At 65.5% G+C, this 19,866-nt stretch carries 20 protein-coding genes; 10 read left to right on the forward strand and 10 right to left on the reverse strand.

Annotated elements, in window-relative coordinates:
• Positions 1 to 11: 11 nt before the first annotated feature.
• The gene (locus DVK01_RS02250) at positions 12 to 1,925 is read left to right on the forward strand and encodes a methyl-accepting chemotaxis protein (RefSeq protein ID WP_121535224.1); all 1,914 of its coding nucleotides are present in this window, start codon (positions 12 to 14) and stop codon (positions 1,923 to 1,925) included.
• A 172-nt stretch (positions 1,926 to 2,097) separates the two neighbouring features.
• A complete protein-coding gene (locus DVK01_RS02255) occupies positions 2,098 to 4,350 on the forward strand; it encodes an NADP-dependent malic enzyme (RefSeq protein WP_121535226.1) in 2,253 nt (750 codons plus the stop codon).
• Positions 4,351 to 4,436: 86 nt separating this feature from the next.
• Here DVK01_RS02255 and DVK01_RS02260 read toward each other — a convergent pair whose 3' ends face one another.
• From DVK01_RS02260 to truD, 4 genes are all read right to left on the reverse strand, one after another.
• A complete protein-coding gene (locus tag DVK01_RS02260) occupies positions 4,437 to 4,697 on the reverse strand; it encodes a hypothetical protein (protein ID WP_101350699.1) in 261 nt (86 codons plus the stop codon).
• A 328-nt stretch (positions 4,698 to 5,025) separates the two neighbouring features.
• Positions 5,026 to 5,688 (reverse strand): ribonuclease H, encoded by a 663-nt coding sequence (locus DVK01_RS02265; protein WP_101350700.1) that lies wholly within the window; start codon positions 5,686 to 5,688, stop codon positions 5,026 to 5,028.
• A 395-nt stretch (positions 5,689 to 6,083) separates the two neighbouring features.
• Positions 6,084 to 6,779: a phosphoribosyltransferase gene (locus tag DVK01_RS02270; RefSeq protein WP_101350701.1), complete on the reverse strand. Its 696-nt coding sequence runs from the start codon at positions 6,777 to 6,779 to the stop codon at positions 6,084 to 6,086.
• A gap of 68 nt (positions 6,780 to 6,847) precedes the next feature.
• Complete coding sequence (gene truD, locus DVK01_RS02275; RefSeq protein WP_101350702.1) at positions 6,848 to 8,230, reverse strand: tRNA pseudouridine(13) synthase TruD; 1,383 nt, start codon at positions 8,228 to 8,230, stop codon at positions 6,848 to 6,850.
• 146 nt (positions 8,231 to 8,376) lie between these two features.
• Here truD and DVK01_RS22770 point away from each other — a divergent pair, with 146 nt between their 5' ends.
• On the forward strand, positions 8,377 to 8,505 hold the full coding sequence (locus DVK01_RS22770; RefSeq protein WP_255410195.1) for a hypothetical protein: 129 nt from the start codon (positions 8,377 to 8,379) through the stop codon (positions 8,503 to 8,505).
• 6 nt (positions 8,506 to 8,511) lie between these two features.
• Here the strand turns inward: DVK01_RS22770 and DVK01_RS02280 are convergent, their stop codons facing one another.
• Both DVK01_RS02280 and DVK01_RS02285 read right to left on the reverse strand, forming a co-directional pair.
• Positions 8,512 to 9,861, reverse strand: coding sequence for an MFS transporter (locus DVK01_RS02280; protein ID WP_101350703.1), 1,350 nt, complete (start codon positions 9,859 to 9,861; stop codon positions 8,512 to 8,514).
• 77 nt (positions 9,862 to 9,938) lie between these two features.
• Positions 9,939 to 11,342 (reverse strand): short-chain fatty acid transporter, encoded by a 1,404-nt coding sequence (locus tag DVK01_RS02285; RefSeq protein WP_121535228.1) that lies wholly within the window; start codon positions 11,340 to 11,342, stop codon positions 9,939 to 9,941.
• Between the two features lie 159 nt (positions 11,343 to 11,501).
• Here DVK01_RS02285 and DVK01_RS02290 point away from each other — a divergent pair, with 159 nt between their 5' ends.
• Entirely contained in the window at positions 11,502 to 12,473 is a 972-nt protein-coding gene (locus DVK01_RS02290) for a C-terminal binding protein (RefSeq protein ID WP_121535230.1), read from the forward strand.
• A 22-nt stretch (positions 12,474 to 12,495) separates the two neighbouring features.
• Here DVK01_RS02290 and DVK01_RS02295 read toward each other — a convergent pair whose 3' ends face one another.
• Entirely contained in the window at positions 12,496 to 13,419 is a 924-nt protein-coding gene (locus tag DVK01_RS02295; RefSeq protein ID WP_101350705.1) for a thiamine-phosphate synthase family protein, read from the reverse strand.
• 204 nt (positions 13,420 to 13,623) lie between these two features.
• Between DVK01_RS02295 and tenA the strand changes: the two genes are divergently transcribed.
• The 5 genes from tenA to DVK01_RS02315 all read left to right on the forward strand — a co-directional run bounded on the left by tenA (position 13,624) and on the right by DVK01_RS02315 (position 17,121).
• Entirely contained in the window at positions 13,624 to 14,283 is a 660-nt protein-coding gene (tenA, locus tag DVK01_RS02300; RefSeq protein ID WP_101350706.1) for a thiaminase II, read from the forward strand.
• The gene (locus tag DVK01_RS02305; RefSeq protein WP_121535232.1) at positions 14,280 to 15,029 is read left to right on the forward strand and encodes a TenA family protein; all 750 of its coding nucleotides are present in this window, start codon (positions 14,280 to 14,282) and stop codon (positions 15,027 to 15,029) included. The genes tenA and DVK01_RS02305 overlap by 4 nt, the downstream gene beginning before the upstream one ends.
• Positions 15,030 to 16,538: a sodium:proline symporter gene (locus DVK01_RS02310; RefSeq protein WP_121535234.1), complete on the forward strand. Its 1,509-nt coding sequence runs from the start codon at positions 15,030 to 15,032 to the stop codon at positions 16,536 to 16,538.
• Positions 16,535 to 16,663: a hypothetical protein gene (locus DVK01_RS22775; RefSeq protein ID WP_255410196.1), complete on the forward strand. Its 129-nt coding sequence runs from the start codon at positions 16,535 to 16,537 to the stop codon at positions 16,661 to 16,663. Before DVK01_RS02310 ends, DVK01_RS22775 begins: the two co-directional genes overlap by 4 nt.
• A gap of 62 nt (positions 16,664 to 16,725) precedes the next feature.
• Complete coding sequence (locus DVK01_RS02315; protein ID WP_101350709.1) at positions 16,726 to 17,121, forward strand: universal stress protein; 396 nt, start codon at positions 16,726 to 16,728, stop codon at positions 17,119 to 17,121.
• Between the two features lie 56 nt (positions 17,122 to 17,177).
• On the opposite strand, the gene psmB is transcribed toward DVK01_RS02315, so the two are convergent.
• The 3 genes from psmB to pth2 form a co-directional block, all read right to left on the reverse strand.
• On the reverse strand, positions 17,178 to 17,870 hold the full coding sequence (psmB, locus tag DVK01_RS02320; RefSeq protein WP_121511615.1) for an archaeal proteasome endopeptidase complex subunit beta: 693 nt from the start codon (positions 17,868 to 17,870) through the stop codon (positions 17,178 to 17,180).
• The gene (gene psmA / locus DVK01_RS02325; protein WP_121535236.1) at positions 17,870 to 18,604 is read right to left on the reverse strand and encodes an archaeal proteasome endopeptidase complex subunit alpha; all 735 of its coding nucleotides are present in this window, start codon (positions 18,602 to 18,604) and stop codon (positions 17,870 to 17,872) included. The genes psmB and psmA overlap by 1 nt, the downstream gene beginning before the upstream one ends.
• 69 nt (positions 18,605 to 18,673) lie before the next feature.
• Positions 18,674 to 19,012 (reverse strand): peptidyl-tRNA hydrolase Pth2, encoded by a 339-nt coding sequence (gene pth2 / locus DVK01_RS02330; protein ID WP_004591375.1) that lies wholly within the window; start codon positions 19,010 to 19,012, stop codon positions 18,674 to 18,676.
• Between the two features lie 98 nt (positions 19,013 to 19,110).
• Between pth2 and DVK01_RS02335 the strand changes: the two genes are divergently transcribed.
• Positions 19,111 to 19,833, forward strand: a complete 723-nt coding sequence (locus tag DVK01_RS02335) for a Yip1 family protein (RefSeq protein WP_233562744.1) — start codon at positions 19,111 to 19,113, stop codon at positions 19,831 to 19,833.
• Positions 19,834 to 19,866 lie beyond the last annotated feature (33 nt).

A 19,866-nucleotide genomic window follows, 5' to 3' on the forward strand; every position in this document is an offset into this window, starting at 1 on the left:
ATAGCCACCTTATGTTCGAACAGATCCGCACTTATCTCTCCGGCCAACGGTCCCGTTCTCCGGACGCTGCGGCCAGACGGGCGGACGGCGGATTCGTCGCGAGTGACGGACAAGCTCGCTTTCTGGCCGACGCCCTTGACCCGAACTCGCCACGCCTCACTGACCGCTTCGACGACCAAGATACGGCCGCTATCGGGACACAGCACGTCGAGCGGCAGTTCGAACTCGAACCTGACGAACTCCGGGCGCTGATTGACGACTACGAAACCGCCGGCATAAGCCAGCGTGAGTTTATCGCCACCCAGGGCTTTGTCACGGAATCGCTCGTCGAAAGTGCGTTCGAACAGCTTCGGGACGAACTCGGCCCGGATGCACAGAATGCTATCGACACTGTCGAGGCGGAGCTTCACGAAGGGCTGGAAACAACACAGTCTGTCACCCAGGCCGGTATCGATGCCTTCACTGGCGCTACAGCTGAAAGCAGCGCTACCGACGGGTTCGACTACCACGACGTACTGCAGCATATCGGGACGCCGCTCTTTGTTCTGGATACGAACGGTGATATCCGCAGCTGGAACAGTTCGATCGAAAACCTGACTGGTGTCTCCGAGGCCGAAGCAAAGGAGATGGAGATGGCGAGCATAGCGTTCTATCCGGACGGTCGACGCGGGAAGACCCTCGCCGACAAGGTCCTCGACGCCCCGGAGACGACCCACAGAAAGTACGACGTGCCAAAGGTCGAGGACGAGGACTTCACGCTGTACCGCGATACGAGCGTGATGGCCGACCAGCACGGAAACGAGCGCAACATCTCGTTCAGCGCCGCTCCCATCTACGACGAGGACGACGAACTCATCGCGGTCGTCGAGATGGTCCAGGACCGGACCGACGAGGCCAAGCGTCACGAGGCGGTGACGGACCTGGTCGAGGAGGTCAAATCGACCATGGCTGCACTCAAGAACGGCCGCCTCGACGCCCGGGCGTCGTTCGACCGGACCGACGGCGGCGAGTACGTCGACGATCAGCTGTACGAAGTCATCGGGTCGCTCAACGATATGGCAGAACAGGTCGAGGAGTTGGCGGACCAGGTGGACGAGCAGGCACAGCAACTCGCGGTCACTATCGAACAGGCGAATTCGTCCGCAGAGGCTGTCGAAAGTCGGGTTACCGAACAGACGGACTCCCTCACGCAGGCGGCTGACAACATCCAGAACATCGGGGCCGGGATGGAGGAGGTCGCCGCAACGTCCAGCGAAGTGGCCTCGGCGGCACAGCGCGCGAAGGCGGCCGCGGAAGACGGGTCAGACGCCGGCGAAGCTGTCATGGACGTTACCGACGGGCTCGCCGAGACGAGCGAGGACCTCGTGGACACCGTCACCGACCTCGACGACCAGATGGACGAAGTCAGCGAGATTGTCGAGATCATCGCCGACGTGGCGGAGCAGACGAACATGCTCGCGCTGAACGCCAACATCGAAGCGGCCCGGGCTGGTGAAAGCGGGAGCGGGTTCGCTGTCGTGGCCGACGAGGTGAAAACGCTCGCGAACGAGACGAGCGAATACGCCTCCGAGATCTCGACGAGCATTACCACGATTCAAGACCAGGCGACCGAGACAGCCGAGATGGTCGAGACATCCCACGAACAGGTCGAGCGTGCGGAGTCCGAGATCGAGGACGCGCTGGATGCGCTGGACGAGATTTCCGACGCCGTCGAGGAGGCGACAAGCGGTATCCAGGAAGTCGCCGACGCCAACGACGATCAGGCGAGCGCTATCGAGAACGTGACTTCGATGGTCGAAGACGCGCAGAATCACGCCCGAGAGGCCGAAGCGGCGACGAAGGAGATCGTCGAGGCGACCGACCAGCAGGAAGACGCAGTTACCGAACTGACCGACCGAGTCGGTGAACTCACGAACGCGAACTGAGAGCCGACGGCGGTCCAGTACGACGCTGTCTCGACAGTGGATATTTTCCAATTGATGGGATACAACCGAAGCAAAATCCGCTGCAACCGGCCGGTATTCGACAACCGTCGTTGTACCGCTCGTTCGTTGACGGTAAACTTGTCTTTTTTACAGTTGGGTTCGACATCCGGGTATGGGACTTGACGAGGACGCACTGGAGTACCACCGGAGCAAGCCGCCGGGGAAGATAGAGATTGCGACAACAAAGCCGACGAACACACAGCGTGACCTCTCGCTGGCGTACTCGCCCGGCGTGGCCGCACCGTGTAAGGAGATAGACGAAGACCCCGAGCGGGCCTTTGAGTACACCGCGAAGGGGAACCTCGTCGGCGTCGTCTCCGACGGGTCCGCCGTGCTCGGCCTGGGCGACATCGGTCCGGAGGCCGGGAAGCCGGTCATGGAAGGCAAGGGCGTGCTGTTCAAGCGGTTCGCCGACATCGACGTGTTCGACGTGGAACTGGACACGGACAACGCTGAGGCGATGATACAGACGGTGGCGGCGATGGAACCGACCTTCGGCGGTATCAACCTGGAAGACATTGCCGCCCCGGAGTGTTTCGAAGTCGAGCGCCGACTCAGCGAGAAACTCGACATCCCGGTGTTCCACGATGACCAACACGGGACCGCGATCATCTCCGGCGCGGCGCTCGTCAACGCGGCCGACATCGCCGAGAAGGAACTGGAGGACCTAGAGGTCGTCTTCTCCGGGGCCGGAGCGTCCGCGATTGCCTCGGCGAAGTTCTACGTCTCTCTGGGCGTCTCGAAGGACAACATCACAATGTGTGACTCCTCGGGTATCATCACTGAGGAGCGGGCGACCCACGAGGAACTCAACCGGTTCAAACAGGAGTTCGCCCGGGATATTCCGGAGGGTGGCCTCGCCGACGCGATGGACGGGGCCGACGTGTTCGTCGGGCTCTCAGTCGGCGGCATCGTCGACCAGGAGATGGTGCAGTCGATGGCCAGCGACCCCATCATCTTCGCGATGGCGAACCCGGATCCAGAAATCGACTACGAGTCTGCCAAGTCCGCCCGTGACGACACGGTTATCATGGCGACCGGTCGTTCAGACTACCCGAATCAGGTCAACAACGTCCTCGGGTTCCCGTTTATTTTCCGCGGCGCGCTCGACGTGCGAGCGACCGAAATCAACGAGGAAATGAAGGTGGCAGCGGCCCGAGCGCTGGCCGACCTCGCCAAGCAGGATGTGCCCGACGAGGTCGTCAAGGCTTACGGCGACCAGCCGCTGCAATTCGGCCCGGACTACATCATTCCGAAACCGCTGGACCCGCGGGTCCTGTTCGAGGTGACGCCCGCGGTCGCCGAGGCCGCCATCGAGAGCGGCGCGGCACGGACGGAAATCGATACGGAGGCCTACGTCGAGGAACTCGAAGCCCGGCTTGGCAAGTCCCGCGAGATGATGCGCGTCGTGCTCAACAAAGCCAAGAGCGACCCCCAGCGCGTCGTGCTCGCCGAGGGCCACGACGAGAAGATGATCCGCGCGGCCTACCAGCTGGTCGAACAGGGTATCGCCGAGCCGATACTCATCGGCGACGCCGACCGCATCGAGTCCACGCGCCGGAAGTTCGGGCTTGAGTTCGACCCCGTCGTCGTCGACCCTGAGACGGCCGACGTGGCCGACTACGCCGACCGGCTGTACGAACTCCGCCAGCGCAAGGGCGTCACGCGCCGCGAGGCCGACGAGCTCATTCGGGACGGGAACTACCTCGGCAGCGTCATGGTCGAGATGGGCGACGCCGACGCGATGCTGACCGGCCTGACCCACCACTATCCCTCGGCGCTGCGCCCGCCGCTCCAGGTCATCGGGACGGCTGACGACGCCAACTACGCGGCCGGCGTCTACATGCTGACGTTCAAGAACCGCGTCATCTTCTGTGCCGACACCACCGTGAATCAGGCCCCCGACGCGGACGTGCTGGAGGAGGTCACCCGCCACACGGGGGAACTGGCCCGCCGGTTCAACGTCGAACCGCGGGCGGCGATGCTGTCGTACTCGAACTTCGGCAGCGTCGACAACCTCGGGACGAAGAAGATCCGCCGGGCTGTCTCTCGCCTGCAGGACGACGACCGCGTCGACTTCCCGGTCGACGGGGAGATGCAGGCCGACACCGCCGTCGTGGAGGACATCCTGCAGGACACCTACGAGTTCTCGGAACTCGACGACCCCGCGAACGTCCTCGTGTTCCCCAACCTCGAAGCCGGGAACATCGGCTACAAGCTCCTCCAGCGGCTTGGCGGCGCTGAGGCCATCGGGCCGATGCTCGTCGGCATGGACAAGCCGGTCCACGTCCTCCAGCGCGGCGACGAGGTCAAGGACATCGTGAACCTCGCCGGCGTCGCTGTCGTCGACGCGCAACAGGAGTAACGGACAGGCGACTGCTTTTTTCGAGTTAGGTCGGAATCATCCGTCCGAAAAAACATAGCGTTCAGGCCTGTCGCCGGAACGCGATGTCACGTATCGCCTCGCCGTCGGCCGCGGGTCGGCGGGTGGAGGAAGAGCGCGTCGACGACCGCCACGGCGCCGACGAGCGACGCGCCGGTTATCGCCGCCTGCAACGAGAGGCCCAGAACGACCGCGGCGGCGAGTGTGAGGACAAACACCGCGGGGATGACGGCGAGGACGAGGTCGTGCCGCGTCGGCGACTGACGCGGCAACAGCTGCTCGACGTACTGTCCGCTGAAACCGTCGGGTCCGTCAGTTCTGGTACTCAACGTAGCTCACCTCCCACCGTATACTATCCCATTTCTAATACATAAAATTTGGTCTGTGTGACGTTACCCGAACGTACGCGGCCACTCGCTACGCTATCTGCATAACTTATAGAGATAATCTACTGTGAAACAGGACCGGTACAGCACCCTAGAGCCGCTCGCTACGACACGCTCTCACCGTGGCTGTCGAATCTCGCAGAATCGTCGCCGTATGTTAGTATCCCGAACTCGGGGGCAGGGCCGGAGAGAACCAGATGGCGACGCGGCGCTGTCGGCAACGATTCGAGAGAACAGGGGGCCGCCGGTCGGTGGGACCGACCGGATGCCGTCAGTCCGATGCCCCGCCGCGCTCGGCACGCGACGGCGGCGGGACGCGTTCGTTCACGGTCGGCGCGTCGGGGAGGACACACCGGTCCGGTTCGCCGTTGACGTGGGCGTACTGGTCGGGCGCGTTCGCGAGCGGATGCGCGGGGTTGCGGTCGCCGGAAATCCGTGCGGCGCGGACCTCGCCGAACCCGTTGATACGTGCCTGAATCCCGCGCCAGTGCAGCCCTGTCGCCGGCGGGACCGACACGGAGTGTGGTGGGTCGTAGGCGGAGCCGTGAGAGGCCAGTACCTCCGCGTTCACGTTCTCAGCGAGCTGGTCGTGGTCGATGAGTAAGCCGACGCGGGCGTTGGGCGGAGCCCGTCTCGCAAGCACGTCGAGCCCCAGATGGAGTGCCCGATACTCCGCAACGTTGTTGTCGGGGCAGGTGTCCGGGACCGATAGCCTGACGACGCGCTCACCGTCGAGAGTTTCCACGACGACACCCAGTCCGCCGGTCGAGCTAGCTGCCTCGCTGTCGGGTGATGTGGTGCCGTTGTGGGGTCTGAACGACCCGTCTGTGGCGATGTAGAAGTCTCGATGGTGACTCCGCGGTGGATGCGCGATGTGCGGCGTCGGTGATTCATCGAACAGGTCTCGAAGTGACGGCCGGCCGTAAGCGGCCATGGTTTCTGTTGGGTGAGCAGGGTATTAAATATATTCCCTCAACGGGGTGTTCCCGTGTGATGGTTTTGGCGGCCCACCGGGCGGCCCTGCTGCCGTGTCAGACCTGCGCTCGCGTCGAATGTGTTAGCAGGTGAGAAAGAGTTATACCGGTGTAGAACCATGTTACCAACACACATGACTCCAACGAAAATTCGTGAACGACTCGAAGAGTCCGAGGAACGAGTCGACACAGAACTGTTCCTCAGTGCGTTAGAGTACGTTCGGGACGACGGCCGAACTCGCCGTTAACCGCGTTTGTATCGTGACCGGCGGCGGTGTGTATTGGACCTAGCGGCAGTGGGCGTCGGGACTAGCGAGCGTGAGCGATACCTGCCGGGCTGTCGCGGCTGACCTGCTCAGTCGTCGGTGAGTTGCCAGCCGTCACCGACCGATTTGACGACGTCCCGCCGTTCCATCTCGGTCGTGACCTCGCCCAAGCGGTTCGGCTGTGCGATTTCCAGATTCGTCCGGCTAACACCGTGGTACTCCCGGAGCAGACGGCGGATGTCATCTTCGGTGTGGGTCTGCTGATCGCTCTTTGCCATCACACCCGCGACGAGTTCGACCATGTCCTCGACGAAGTTCCAGGGGTAGACGACCCAGGTCCACTCGTCGAGGCGCTCGCCGACGAACTCCGGTTCGTGGTCGCTGGTCTGGAGCAACTGGAGCGTCGCCGTTCGGACGCTGCTTGGGTTTCGGTCGCGGACGCACTCGGCGGCTGTCTCGATTGACTGGCCGGTGTCGGCGATGTCGTCGACGACCAGCACGTCCTTGCCTTCGACCGCGCCGTCGGCCAGCGGGTACTTAATCTGTGCCTCCTCGCCTTTCGCCGCGGTCCCGACGTAGTGTTCGACTTTCAGGCTCGCCAGGTCGTCCAGCCCGAGGAAGTCACAGAGACAGCGCCCGCCGAACCAACCGCCCCGCGCCAGCGCGACGACCACGTCGGGCTCGAACTCGGCGGCCTTCACGTCGTCGGCCACGTCTCGACAGAGGCCGTAGATGTACTCCCAGTCGGTGATGGTACACGAAAACTCGTCCGGTAGCTCGCCCATACGAGATGGCGTGTGTGGCCGGACTTAACCGTTGCATATTCCGCGTCACTTGCGCCACAAGCGACTGCTCACTCTGCCGGGTCGCCTTTCCGGAACTCCCGGAGGACGACTGTCGCGTAGCTCCCCTTCGGCAGCGAGAAGGTGAACGTCAGGTCGTCGCCGGTACGGTCGACGCCGAGGTCGGTCCGGAGCAGTATCGCGCGGCGCGTCCCGTCGCTGTCGAACGCCCCGGGGAGGTCGAAATCGCCGCGTTCGAGCCCGAGGTCGTCGAGGACCCCGCGGGCGATGTCGCCCGGCTCGCCGCCGCCGAGGTCGGTGTCGGTCCCGACCAGCGGCGCGGTGACAAACGCTCGACCACGCTCGCAGTGACGCTCGACGGTCGAGAGCCGCTTTGCCGTGACCTCTTGGGTGCGGTCGGCGTCCGGAATCGGGAAGTCCTCGGGCGCGTCGCTGTCCCGGAAACAGACCACGTCGCCCTCGACCGGCCGGTCGAAGGGGAGCCCCCGCTCCAGCCGCTCCGAGAGGATGCGGTTGAACACGTAGGACTGTGCGGCGTTGACGAACAGCGACTGGAGGTTCGACGGTAGCGCTTCTAGCGCCTCACGGAAATCCGTCGGCTCATCGGCCCCGTTCTCGACCAGGCGGTGACAGATGGAGCGCTCGTAGCCCAACGCGCCGGGCAGCCTGTCCAGCGCGCCGGCCCAGTCGTGAGTTTCGTCGACGTACGCGCGGGCTTCCCGGGTTGACTCGGGTTCGCGGTCGTGGGGGTTCCCGACGTAGGCGAGAACCGCATCCTCCCACTCGCCGCGAGCGATGGCCAGCCCAACCTCGTGGGTGACCGGCCGGCGGGACCCGAACCGCTGCTGGCCGAAGTAGTTGGGCACGCCGACCGTCGTGTCGCCGGCCGGTAGCGCGGCGTCGCTGGAGCGGTCCTCGCCGGCAGTCGGGTCCTCCCCGGCGGCGAACGCCTGGAGGTCCGCCACGACGCTCGCGGCGGCGTCGGCGTTCTCGGTGTCCCGGACGACGATTTCGAAGGCGTTGCCAGCCAGGTCGCCAAAGAGGATGGGGCGGCCGGCGCGGCCGACGACTTCGATGTCCGTGCCGCCGATATCCGGCAGGTCCCCGGCCGCGACGCCTTTCACCGAGAACAGCTGGGTCGTGACCGCGCGCTTGTCCTTCGTCCCCGCCCACGACACCCGCTCGCGGGAGATGCCCAGTCGGTCCGACAGCTCGCTGGCGAAGTCGTTGGTCTCCCAGTTGCGAAGCTCCGCCCGGAAGACGAGATGCGGGTACGCGCCGGTGTCGGCGTCGACCGGCTCGGTGTCGAACGCCTCCAGTTCCCGAACCCGGAAGTCCGCCGGGGCGGCACGGAGGCGGCCGCCCACCCCGTCGGCGTCGCTGACGTAGTACTCCATGCCGACCGCTCGCTCGATTGGATGGGCGTCTCGCATTGGTCGAGTAGTTCGTTGCTCGGCGCTTATGGCTGGCGTTTGCGGACTCGGCGTGGGTCCGTCTCTCAGCCGATACCTAGTGTTATCACGGGACATACTCTATCTAGCACAGGTCGTGGCTGTGCAGGCGACCCGAGAGCACCACGATGCCAAAGCTAGCATGTGAGAGCTGTGGACGGGAGATAACGTTCGACAGGGACGGTCAGGAGTCCCGCGCACCGATGCGGTACTGCCCTCGCTGTGGCGAGGAGTTCCCGCCCCGCGAGGAGTGGTAAGCCCGACTACTCGTAGGCTTCGAACTCCCGACCGAAGGCGACGAAGTAGGCGACGCCGGCCAGTCCGACGGCGGTAGCGACGCCGAAGGCGAGTTCGGGGCCGGCCCGTAGCGTCACGCCACCGACGCCGACGGCCCACTCACTGCCGTACAGCCAGCCACCGAGCGCAGCGCTGGGGATGACCAGCGTATTCCGAAGCAGGTAGTACGTCCCGGTGACGCGGCCGCCAGTATCCTGTTTCGCCGGGCCGACGATGAGCGCCTTGTGAGCGGGCAGGCCGGCAAATCGCAGGCCCGAAAACGCGAACAACAGCACCAGCACCCACTGGTCACCCGGTGCGAAGATGAGCAAGAGTGGAAAGACGGCGTAGACGAGAAAGCCCAGTGCGACGGCGGGCTTGAGGCCGGCCCACTCGGTGAGTTTTGCGACGGGGGCCATCGAGAGGATAGCGACGACCATCTCGACGCCGAGCAGGACGCCAAAGAAGGCGTCGGGCCGCAACTGGACGCCGAAGCCGGTGAACCCCACAGCGAGGAACTCGGTGACGACGATGACGAAGAAGACATACACCATGCCGTTAGCGAACCGGACGAGCGTATCGGCGACCAGCAGCGGGCGGAGCGTCGCCGGCATCGTCCGCAGGTCGGCGAGAATCTGGTCGATGCCCTCGAAGGACTTCCCGAGCGTGTCCTCGCTGGCGTCGTAGAGGACGTGCTGAGCGACAGTGGCGACGACGCCACAGGCAAGCGCGACCGCCAGCACGCGCTGGAACCCCTCGACGAACGTCGCAGTCGTCGCCAGCAGCGCCGCGGCGGCGAGCGGTCCGAGCAGGAAGCCGATGCGGCGGAACATCTCCGTGCTGGCAAATCCCATCGCCAGTCGCCCCGGCGGGACGCTCTGCTTGACGATAGCGAATGTCGCACCCAGCCCGAAGGACTTCCAAGCCTGTGCGAGAAAGAGGCCGACGAACACGAGCGTCCAGGCCGGCAGCGTCACCGTTCCAAGCGCGATGTCGCCGATGACCGAAGCGAGATACCAGATACCGAAGCCGACCGTCGCCAGCGTCGCGAAGGCGGTCAGTGCCAGCCGCGAGCCGATGCGGTCAGACACCGCGCCGCCGGGGTAGGGGTACACCGCGCTGATGAGGTTCCCGACGCTCCCGTACAGGCCGATGACGCCGGCACTGGCCCCCAGAATCCGCATGTACTCGGGGACGTACCGGCTGGTCATCTGGAACGCGAGGCTGAATGCCAGCATGGACAGCGACAGCACGAGCACGTCCCGCTCCAGCGCGAAGAACTGCCGAAAGGAGTCGAGAAGATCTACGTCCCCCTCGGCTCCCGTCTCAGTTGCCATTGTCGGAGTGCAGTTTCTCTAACAACTTAACGCTCGAAGAAGAGGCAATCAGCCTCGGCTGTCACGCCGCTGCCGTCTCAGTACGGGAGGACGAACAGCACGACAGCCAGAAACGGCGTCAGCGCGAGCAACATTGCAATGGCGTAGCCGAACATCTCCCGGGCCTTGATGCGGGTGATAGCGAGCAACGGCAGCGCCCAGAAAGGGTTCAGGAGGTTCGTGTGGGCGTCGCCGACGGCGTAGGCCATCGTCGCCTGACCGGCCGGGACCCCGAGGTTCTGCGCGGCTTCGAGAATCGGCGGCCCGAGGATGATCCACTCGCCGCCGCCGGAGGGAGCAAAGATGTTGACCGTCGCGCCGGTGAGCCAGGCGATGACCGGGAACGTCTGTGGCGTCGAGACCGAGATGAGCGCGTTTGCCATCAACTGCGCCAGCCCGGAGGTGGCCATCATGCCCTGAATGCCGGCGAAGAACGGAAAGAGCAACACGATGCCCGAGGCGGCGGTCGCCGCCTCGCCGAACTTCTCCCGGTAGGTCTGTGGGTCCATGTAAATGAAGATACCAATCGTCAGGAAGCCGAAGTTGACGATGTTCAGTCCGAGCGCGTCGATGCCGGACTGGACGAACTGTGAGGCGACCAGCGCGATGCCGGTCAGGCCGATAATCCCGCCGAGAACGCGACTGTGGTTGATGCGCTCGGCCGGGACCTGATTGGTGGTTGCGGTTGCTTCCACGCCGCCGTCACTCGCGGATTCGAACAGGTCGTCTTCGGGGATGTAATGCGTGATGCCCCGCGCCTGGTCTCCGGTCGGCGTGATGACGTAGAGGACGACGAGCGCGTAGGCTATCGACAGGCCGGTCAGAATGAGGCCGTAGGGGTGGAAGATGGTTTCTGAGGCGGAGACGACGACGTCAATGACGCCCTGCTGAATGAACTCATTGCCCTCCGTCGCGAGCAAGAGCGGTGCAGACCCGGACAGCCCCCAGTGCCAGGTGAGACCGAGACCGAGGTAGCCCGCGACACAGAGGACCGGATAGTGGACGTTGATGTCGTTCTCGTGGGCGGTCTTGCCCATCTCCCGGGCGAAGATCGCGCCGAGGATGAGGCTCAGTCCCCAGTGGACCCAGCCAAGCAGCATCGTCAACAGTCCGACGAGGACGACCGCCTGCTTTCCGGTGCTGGGTAGCTCTGTCAGCCGGCGGATGCCGGCATTGACGCGCGGATGGTACGCCACAACGAAGCCCGTCATCAGGATGAGGACCATCTGCATCGAGAACGTCAGGAAGGCCCAGAAGCCGTCGTACCAGAACTGGACCATCTTCACGGGGCCGGAGCCGGTGAGGCCGACGCCGGCCAGAAACACGACGTAGCTGAGGATGAGCGCGAACAGGAACGGGCTTGGCATCCACCGTTCCACCCACGCAGAGAGTCGATAGCCGATACGTTCGAGCGCTGTCTCACCTGTGTTACCAGCCGACATACTGTTGCCACCTCCTCGCGAATGTATCATAAAAGTTTGCTACTATTCTGTCAGTTCTGTGCCGGTTACCGGGGCGCAGTAGTGCCACAGTGACGCGGTTTCAATGACTGAACCGATCCTGACAGATGATTTTATTTCCGGGGCAGAGCAAGCCAGAGTATGTCTCACAAAGTTGTCGTCTCTGACACCAAAGTGATGGACGGGGAGACACGGGCGGCGGTGCTGAATGCGGTCGATGCGACCGTCAAAACGACAGCGGCGAAAGAACCGGCGGCCGTCGCGCGCGCAGTGAACGACGCTGATGCGTTAATTGTCGACGCCGGCACACAGGTCACAGCCGAGGTCGTCGAAGCCGGGGACTCGCTCAAAGTGGTGGGGCGGGCTGGCATCGGCGTGGACAACATCGACGTGCGAGCGGCGGTCGATGCCGGTGTGAGGGTGGTCAATGTCCCGGACTACTCTGTCGAGGAGGTGTCAACTCATACGTTCGCGCTCACGCTGGCTTGCCTGCGGAAGATACCGACGTTTGACCGCTCGGTCAAGCGTGGTGAGTGGGAGTGGACTGTCGGCCAGCCGATGCGCCGTCTTGCCGGTAGTACCGTGGGTCTCGTTGCCTTCGGTAAGCTTGCCAGCCGCTTCGCCGCGAAGCTTCGAGGGTTCGACGTCGATGTCGTCGCCCACGACCCGTACGTGCCCGAGTACCGGATGGGCGACCTCGGTGTCGAGTCAGTCACCTTCGAGACGTTGCTGGCCGATTCCGATATCGTCTCGCTGCACGCCCCGCTGACCGACGAGACACGGGAGATGGTCGACGCGGACGCGCTCGACCGAATGCACGACGACGCACTGCTCGTGAACACGGCCCGGGGCGGGCTCGTCGACGAAGCAGCGCTGTACGACGCGCTCATCAGCGGCGACCTCGGCGGGGCCGGGCTGGACGTGCGCAAGCCAGAGCCGCCGGGAGACTCACCGCTACACGACCTCGACAGCGTTGTCTGTAGCCCGCACGTCGCGTGGTATTCCGAGGCGTCCCGGGTCGAGCTGACACAGACCGTGGCCGAAGATGTCATCCGGGTACTGCGGGGCGAGGAGCCCGAGAATCCCATCGACCCCGAGACCGGCTGGTTCTGACGGGTTCGGCGACCGAAACCGCTCAGGAGTCGGCCGCGTCGAGAAGTTCGATCATCAGTTCAGCAGCTTCGACCGCTGACTCACCGAAAACGTAGGTTATCGGTTCGATACCGAACGCACCGCTGTGGTAGATGACACGCGGAACAGCGCCGCGTTCGCGGAAGGTGGCTTCGAGCCGTTCGTTACGGTCTTCGTAGCCGGCGTCGAACTTCAGCGGCTCGACACCGTGTTCCCGGGCAGCATCGAGAAATGCCTCGTCAGTCGTCAGATTGAGCGCCGCTCGGCACGAGGGATCGACCGCCATCGCGGTCAGTATCGTCCGGGCGACGTGTTCCGACGCCCCGAACTCGGGGTTCGACGGCACGTTGACCCGCCCTCGAAGGTTGTGAATCCGACCGGGAACTGCCGCCACGTCGAGCGCGTCTTCGGCGTCCGGCAGTGCCATGCCGACGTTCATCCCCACATTCGGGATGGCGTCGACGACGGCGTCGTTGTCGGCCAGCAGCCGCGTGGCTCGCCGGACTGACGACAGCACAGCCCGTTCCGCCTGTACTGCGGTGTCTGTCCCCCGAACACAGAGGTCACAGCCCATCCCCTGCAGCGCCGGCATCTCCTCCTCGTGGACCGCACAGATGGGACCCCGGTCCTCGAACTCCCGTACCAGGGTGAGCAGTTCGTTCAGCACCGCGTACTCGTCCATCTCGCCCGCGACCAGGCCGTCAGCGATCCGCTCGATGGTCTGTTGCATCCGGGCGTCGTCCCGGAACCGCTCCTCGATGGTGACCGAGCCGCTGCCGTATTTGCTCACTGCGGCCTGTGTCACGCCGAGCTGGTCGGCGATCTCCTGTTGCGTCCAGCCCTCCTCGTCGAGTCTCGTGGCGAGCATCGCCCGGGCCGTCGGGAGAAACCGCTCGACCACAATTTCGCTCGGTAACTGCAGTGTCATTGCCGGAAGTGAGGGGCGTAGTTCGCTTAGCAGTTGGGACTACGGACGCTGTCGGTCGACTGCGTTGTCGTGATTGCCAGCAGCGAAACCGGCCCCGAGACGCGCAGCACCTGTAGCTCACTGCGCGCACTGCTCGTCTACGGAGTTACAACCTAGTTGTATTAGCAGGATATATTACCTCGGAGTTTGTTGTATTTGCTACCAATGGCGTTCAGCGACCACCTGCTTGACATCGGCGAGAACATCTGGGACGCACAGAAGGACCACCCATTTGTCCGCGAACTGGCCGACGGGACGCTCGACGAGTCGGCGTTCAAACACTGGGTGAAACAGGACTACCGGTACCTGCAGGACTACGCGCGGCTGTTCGCGCTCGCCGGCGCGACGGCAGACGACGAGTCGACGATGACGCATCTACTCGGGGTCGCCCATCAGGTGCTGGATACCGAGATGGATCTCCACCGGGAGTTCGCGTCGGAGTACGGTATCTCGGAGCGAGAACTGGAGTCGACCGAGAAAGCCCCGACCTGTCTGGCGTACACGAACTTCCTCGTTCGGACAGCCTACGAGGGCCACGAGGCGGAGATTGCTGCTGCGCTGTACCCCTGCATGCAGGGCTATCTCGACGTGGCCGAGCACATGGCCGATTTGGCTGACGGCGAACACCGGTACACACCGTTCATCGAGATGTACACCAGCGATGACTTCCGCGAGGCGACGGGCTGGTGTCGGGCGTACGTCGACCGCTGTGGCGAGCGGTATCCCGGCCAGCGCGACGCCATGGAGGACGCGTTTCTGACGAGTGCGAAGCTCGAACACCGGTTCTGGGAGATGGCCTACACGCAAGAAGGGTGGGCGCTATGACAGCCGAGACGTACTCAGCGTACGCCGAGCGCACCGACGAACCCCGATTCACCGAGTGGCTCCGCGACCAGAGTCAGCCGGACTGGGACGACGCTGTCGGCCACCGATTCGTCGAGGAACTCGGGGCCGGCACGCTCGACGAGGACGCGTTCGCACACTACCTGGTGCAGGACTATGCCTTCGTCGGCGAACTCGTCGGGACGTTCGGCCATGCGGTCGGGCAGGCCCCGGACATGACCGCCAAGCGCCGCCTCGTCGAGTTCCTCGATACCGTGACCGATGACGAAGACGACTACTTCGAGCGCTCCTTTGCCGCACTGGGGGTCGACGAGTCGCGCCGGCAGGACCCCGAGCCTACGCCGACGACGGCGGCGTTCGTCGACCTGCTCGGCCGCGCCGCACGGGAAGGCGGGTACGCAGAGACGCTGGCCGTCCTCGTCCCGGCAGAGTGGATATACGAGTCGTGGGCGACAGCGGTCGCTACGGACCACGGCGACCCGGACGGCCCGCCCAGCGCCGGGATGGGACTGCCCTTCTACTTCGCCGAGTGGGTGGACCTCCACGCCGTCGACTCGTTCGTCGCCTTCGTCAACTGGCTCCGGGGCGAACTCGACGCCGTCGGCCCGACGCTCTCCCCGCGGCGAGCGGCACGCGTCGCGTCGCTGTTCGACCGCACGGTCGCGCTCGAACGGCGGTTCTTCGAGACGGCCTACGAGAGCGCGGCCGACGGGGAGGTGCGCCCGTAGATGGTCTCCTCGACCGTGGCTCTCGGCCTGACGGCGGCGACCGTCCTCGTGTTCACCGGCGTCGGCCTCTTCGCCGCCCGCGGCCGCATCGACTCAGTGGAGACGTACATCTCTGCTCGTGACTCGGCCGGCAGCGGAACCCTCGCTGCGACCGTCATCGCGTCGATGATGGGCGTCTGGATTCTGCTGAGCCCGGCCGAAGCCGGGGCCGCCTTCGGTGGGCTGCCCGCCGTACTGGGTTACGCCATCGGCAGCGCGATCCCGCTCGTCCTCTTTATTCCGGTCGGCGCTCGCATCCGCGAGGTGATGCCCGCGGGCCACTCGCTGACTGAGTTCGCCTACGCCCGCTTTGGCTCCGGGATGTACCTGCTCGTCCTGCTGGTCTCGGTGTTCTACATGTTCATCTTCCTCGCTGCGGAGATGACTGGCATCGCCGGCGCGCTCGCACTCGTCGCGGACGTACCCCTCTGGCAGACTTCGTTGCTCATCGGCGGCTTCGTCCTCATCTACACGACATACGGCGGCCTGCTCGCCAGCATCGTCACCGACACCGTCCAGACGCTGGTCATCCTACCGCTTCTGGCCGTCGGCTTCGGCGGCGCGCTGCTCTCGCTGGGTGGCACGGGCGAATTCCACGCGACGGTGGTGTCGGCGGACCCGACGCTGCTCGACCCGACGTTCGGTCCCGGCCTGAAGTTCGGCCTGTACGTCGCGTTCGCTCTGCTGGGCGCGAATATGCTGAACCAAGGCGTCTGGCAGCGGGTGTACGCCGCCGACGGCGAGCGTACCCTCCGCCGCGGAATGGGCATCGCCGCCGTCGTCGTCGTCCCGATGCTCCTGCTGTCCGGACTGTTCGGCATCGCCGCCGCAGGGCTGGGGCTCACGGAATCCGGCTCCGCCAGCATCGCCTTCTTCCTCGTGGTCGCGGAGGCGTTCCCGGCGTGGGTGACCCTCGCCGTCGTCGTCCTCGCCGTGTTGCTGGTGATGAGTTCCGCCGACACGATGTTCAACGCCATCGCCAGCGTCGTCACGGCCGACCTCGCCCGACTGCTCGACGACCCCGACCAGCGGACCCTCTGGCTCGGCGGGCGGGGGCTGACCGTCGCCGTCGCCCTCGCCGCGATGTTCATCGGCGCACAGGGGTACAGCGTCCTCCAGTTGTTCCTGACGGCCGACCTGCTTGCCGCCGGCGTCTTCGTGCCGTTCCTCACCGGCCTCTACACCGAGCGACTCACTGGGCCGGGCGCGATGGTCTCGGGAGTTGCGGGCCTGGCCGTCGGCTTCGCGTACTTCCCGTCGCTGCGTGGCCTCGTCGCCGCCGTGCCGGGCATCGGCGGTGTCCTGCCGGCGCCGTCGTTCCTGGTCGCCTTCGCCGGCGCGACGCTGGTCTCGGCCGCGCTCACCGCCGCGGCGACGCTGCTCGGCGGGGCCGACGCCGACCTCGACACTCTCGGACGAGAGGTGCGCGCGCTCGACGACCCGGTGGCCGACGGGGGGTCCGAGCGATGACCGCGACGGCCGCGCTCCCCCTCGCCGCGCTGGGCTCGGCGGCCTTTGGGGCGCTCGTCTGGGGGTCGATACTGCTCGTCCTCGCGGTCTTTCTGGCGGTCTGCTGGCTGGTCGTCACGGAGTGACGCTCGAATGTGGATTGGTAACTAGAAACACACTTATAACGGCGGCGGTCGCACCTCGGCGTATGCAGACCTTCGTGCTCGCGACGAACTCAGAGACAGTCAGCGAAACGCTGTGTTCGTACCTCGAAGGGGTCCTCGATCCCGACGACAGCGTCTACGCGGTCAACTCACAGCGCGGCGGCGACAGCACGTCGTCGGCGGCGGTCGCCGACGGGAAGGCCGCGCTCGAAGTCGTCTCGGACCGGCTGGGCGACCAGGTGTCCGTCGAGACCTACCAGATAATCCGGGGCAACAGCCCCGCGACGGATATCTTCGACATCGCGGCGGAGGTCGACGCCGACGAACTCGTCATCGGCGTCCGCAAGCGGAGTCAGACCGACCGGCTCATCTTCGGCAGCGTCGCACAGGACATCATGCGGCAGTCGGAGTACCCGATGCGGGTCGTGCCACGAGACTGAGCAGCAACTGCCGGGAACAACTGACCGCAAAGAAACCGAAAACCGAGGGAGCCGAGCTATTCGGCCGACTCGTAGTCGTCGAAGGCGTCGATTTCGACGCCCTCGTCGGTGATCTCGGCGATGACGACGCCGTTGCCGGAGCCGGTGTCGCGCTCGGCCGCGGCGTTGACCGCGCGGATGGCAAGCGAGCGCGCCTCGTCGAGGGTCATCTCGGGGTCGTACTGCCCTTCGATGGTCCCCGTCGCGACCATCGTCCCGGACCCGGTGACGGTGTAGTCGTCTTCCAGCACGCCGCCGGCCGGGTCGACGCTGTAGACGTGGCTGCCCTCTTCGTCGACGCCGCCCACGATGGGGTTGATGGCGAAGTACGGGCCGCCGCGGGCGAAGTTGCCCGCGAGCGTCGCCAGCGCGTGAATCGAGAGCGGTTCGTCGCGGCGCACCTCGTAGAGGTCCGCCTCCGCGCGCAGCGAGCGGATGAACGACTGGGCCCCGCCGACGCTGCCGACCAGCGTCATCGCGGCTGTCGGGTGAATCTGCTCGACCTTCGTGACCTGCTTGTTCGAGACGAAACGGCCGCCGAGGGAGGCGCGCCGGTCCGTGGCGATGATGACGCCGTCCTCGGTCGAGAGGCCGACGGTCGTGGTCCCGGTCTTGACGACGTTCTCCTCGTCGCGGCCCTCGCTCTCGTTGGGGAGGGTCCCGACCTCGGGCTCGTAGGCGTCGGTCAGCCGGTTCTCGGGGTCGTACATCAGTTCTCACCTCCGAGTTCGAACTCTTCGAGGCGCTCGGCGATGTCCTCCTCCGAGAGCTTCTCGAACTGTTCGGTCTCCACGTCGATGGTGGCGATGTCGACGCCCGTGGCGTCGAGGCCTTCCTCGTTGACCGACGCGAGCGCCCGGAGCGCGAGTTCGATGCCGCTTTCGAGGTCCATCTCCTCGGCGTACTCGTCTTCGAGGAACGACTGGATGTCCTCGCGCGAGCCGCCGATGGCGACGGCCTGCCACTCGTAGGGCGTTCCCGACGGGTCCGTCTCGAACAGCCGCGGCTGGCCGTCCTCGATGCCGGCGACCAGCAGCGCCACACCGAACGGGCGCGCGCCGCCGGTCTGGGTGTACTGCTGGATGTAGTCCGTGATTTCCTTCGTCAGCGACTCGACGGAGGCCGGCTCGTCGTAGCGCAGGCGGTTGACCTGGGCCTGACGACGAGCTACGTCGATGAGCTGGCGCGCGTCGGCCACGTGGCCCGCGCTGGCGACGCCGACGTGGGAGTCGATTTCGTGGATCTTCTCGATGCTGTCGCGCTCGATGAGCGGCGACCGGGCGTGGCGGTCGGCGGCGATGACCACGCCGTCCTCGGTACGGACCCCGACGCTGGCGGTTCCGCGCTTGACGGCTTCTCGTGCGTACTCGACCTGATAGAGGCGTCCGTCCGGGGAGAAGATGGTAATCCCGCGGTCGTAGGCCTGTTGTTCGTTTCCTTGCATGATGTATCGTGTTGTTGTTCACCTGAGGTTAGGGTTGCTCTTATATAACCGTATCGCGGGCCGCTGCCCTCAGAACAGCGGCAGGTCGCCGGTGACGCGGTCCACCAGCTCGTCCTCGGCGGGGCCGACGGCGAGCGCCGTGACGGTTCCCGGGTCGAGCTGTGTGTGGCCGGCGTCCCGGACGACCGCATGCGGCAGGCCTTCGCGCTCGGCCACGTCCGCGAGTTCGAACAGCTCGGACTCGCTCGTGGCTTTCAGGACGACTTTCTTCTGCCCCGCGCCCTTCCAGGCTTTCCGGGGTTTCGGGCCGGCGTCCTCGTAGGCCGACAGCGAGGCGTGGGCAACCTGGGCGGCGAGCTTGCCCTCGCCCATGCCGATGTCGGCCCGTGCGACGATAGCCTGCTTCATATGCTTACATGGCCACCCGTACTTAAACTCCCGTCGGACTCCCTCCACGGTTGCACATACCACAGAGTACATACGCCGTGGCCGAGCACACCCCGGAGATGCCCTCCACCGTCCAGACCGTCCTCCTGTACCCCGAGACGTTCTTCGAGCAGCGACGCGACGACCTCGGCGGCGTCCGCGGGGCGGGGCTCGCGCTCGGCGCTGCCGTGGCCCTGACGGCCGTCGTCGGACTCGCGCTCCGCCTGTTTGCCGCCCAGTTCACCGCGACCACCGAGATAGACAACCCCGCGCGCCCGCCCGACCAGTTCTGCGAGGACGACGGCGTCGCCGGGATAACCCCCTCGGGCTGTGACGAACCGGCGACACAGACTGTCGAAGTCGGGTCGCTCATCTGGGACCAGGCTGCCGAGATACTCCCCGCTGTACTCGTCGGCCTCGTCGTCGTCTGGTTCGGCCTCGCCGTCGCCCTGTACGTCGGCGCGAAAATCGCCGGCGGCTCGGCCGGGTTCGGGCCGACGCTGGAGGTGACGGGCTGGGGCCTGCTCCCCTCGGTCGTCGGCGCTGCCGTCGGCGGGGCGGCGCTCGTCGGGTTCGCCGCCCGAGCGGATTTCGCCGCCACCTCGCCACAGGTGCTGCTCGAACAGGTCCGGACCTTACAGACCGGCCTCTCCGGGCTCACCTTCCTCGCGATACAGGTCGGCACCGCGGCCTGGCAGGCGTACGTGTGGGCCGGCGGCCTCCGCGTCGTCCACGGAATCAGCAGGTACGCCGCAGTCGCCGTCGCCGTCGTCGCCGCGACGCTACCAGTAACAGTCGCCTGATACCGTCGGCTGGTCGGGAGTGCTCGGTGACGA

The organism is Haloarcula sp. Atlit-120R, assembly GCF_003665885.1.
Taxonomy (GTDB): domain Archaea; phylum Halobacteriota; class Halobacteria; order Halobacteriales; family Haloarculaceae; genus Haloarcula; species Haloarcula taiwanensis.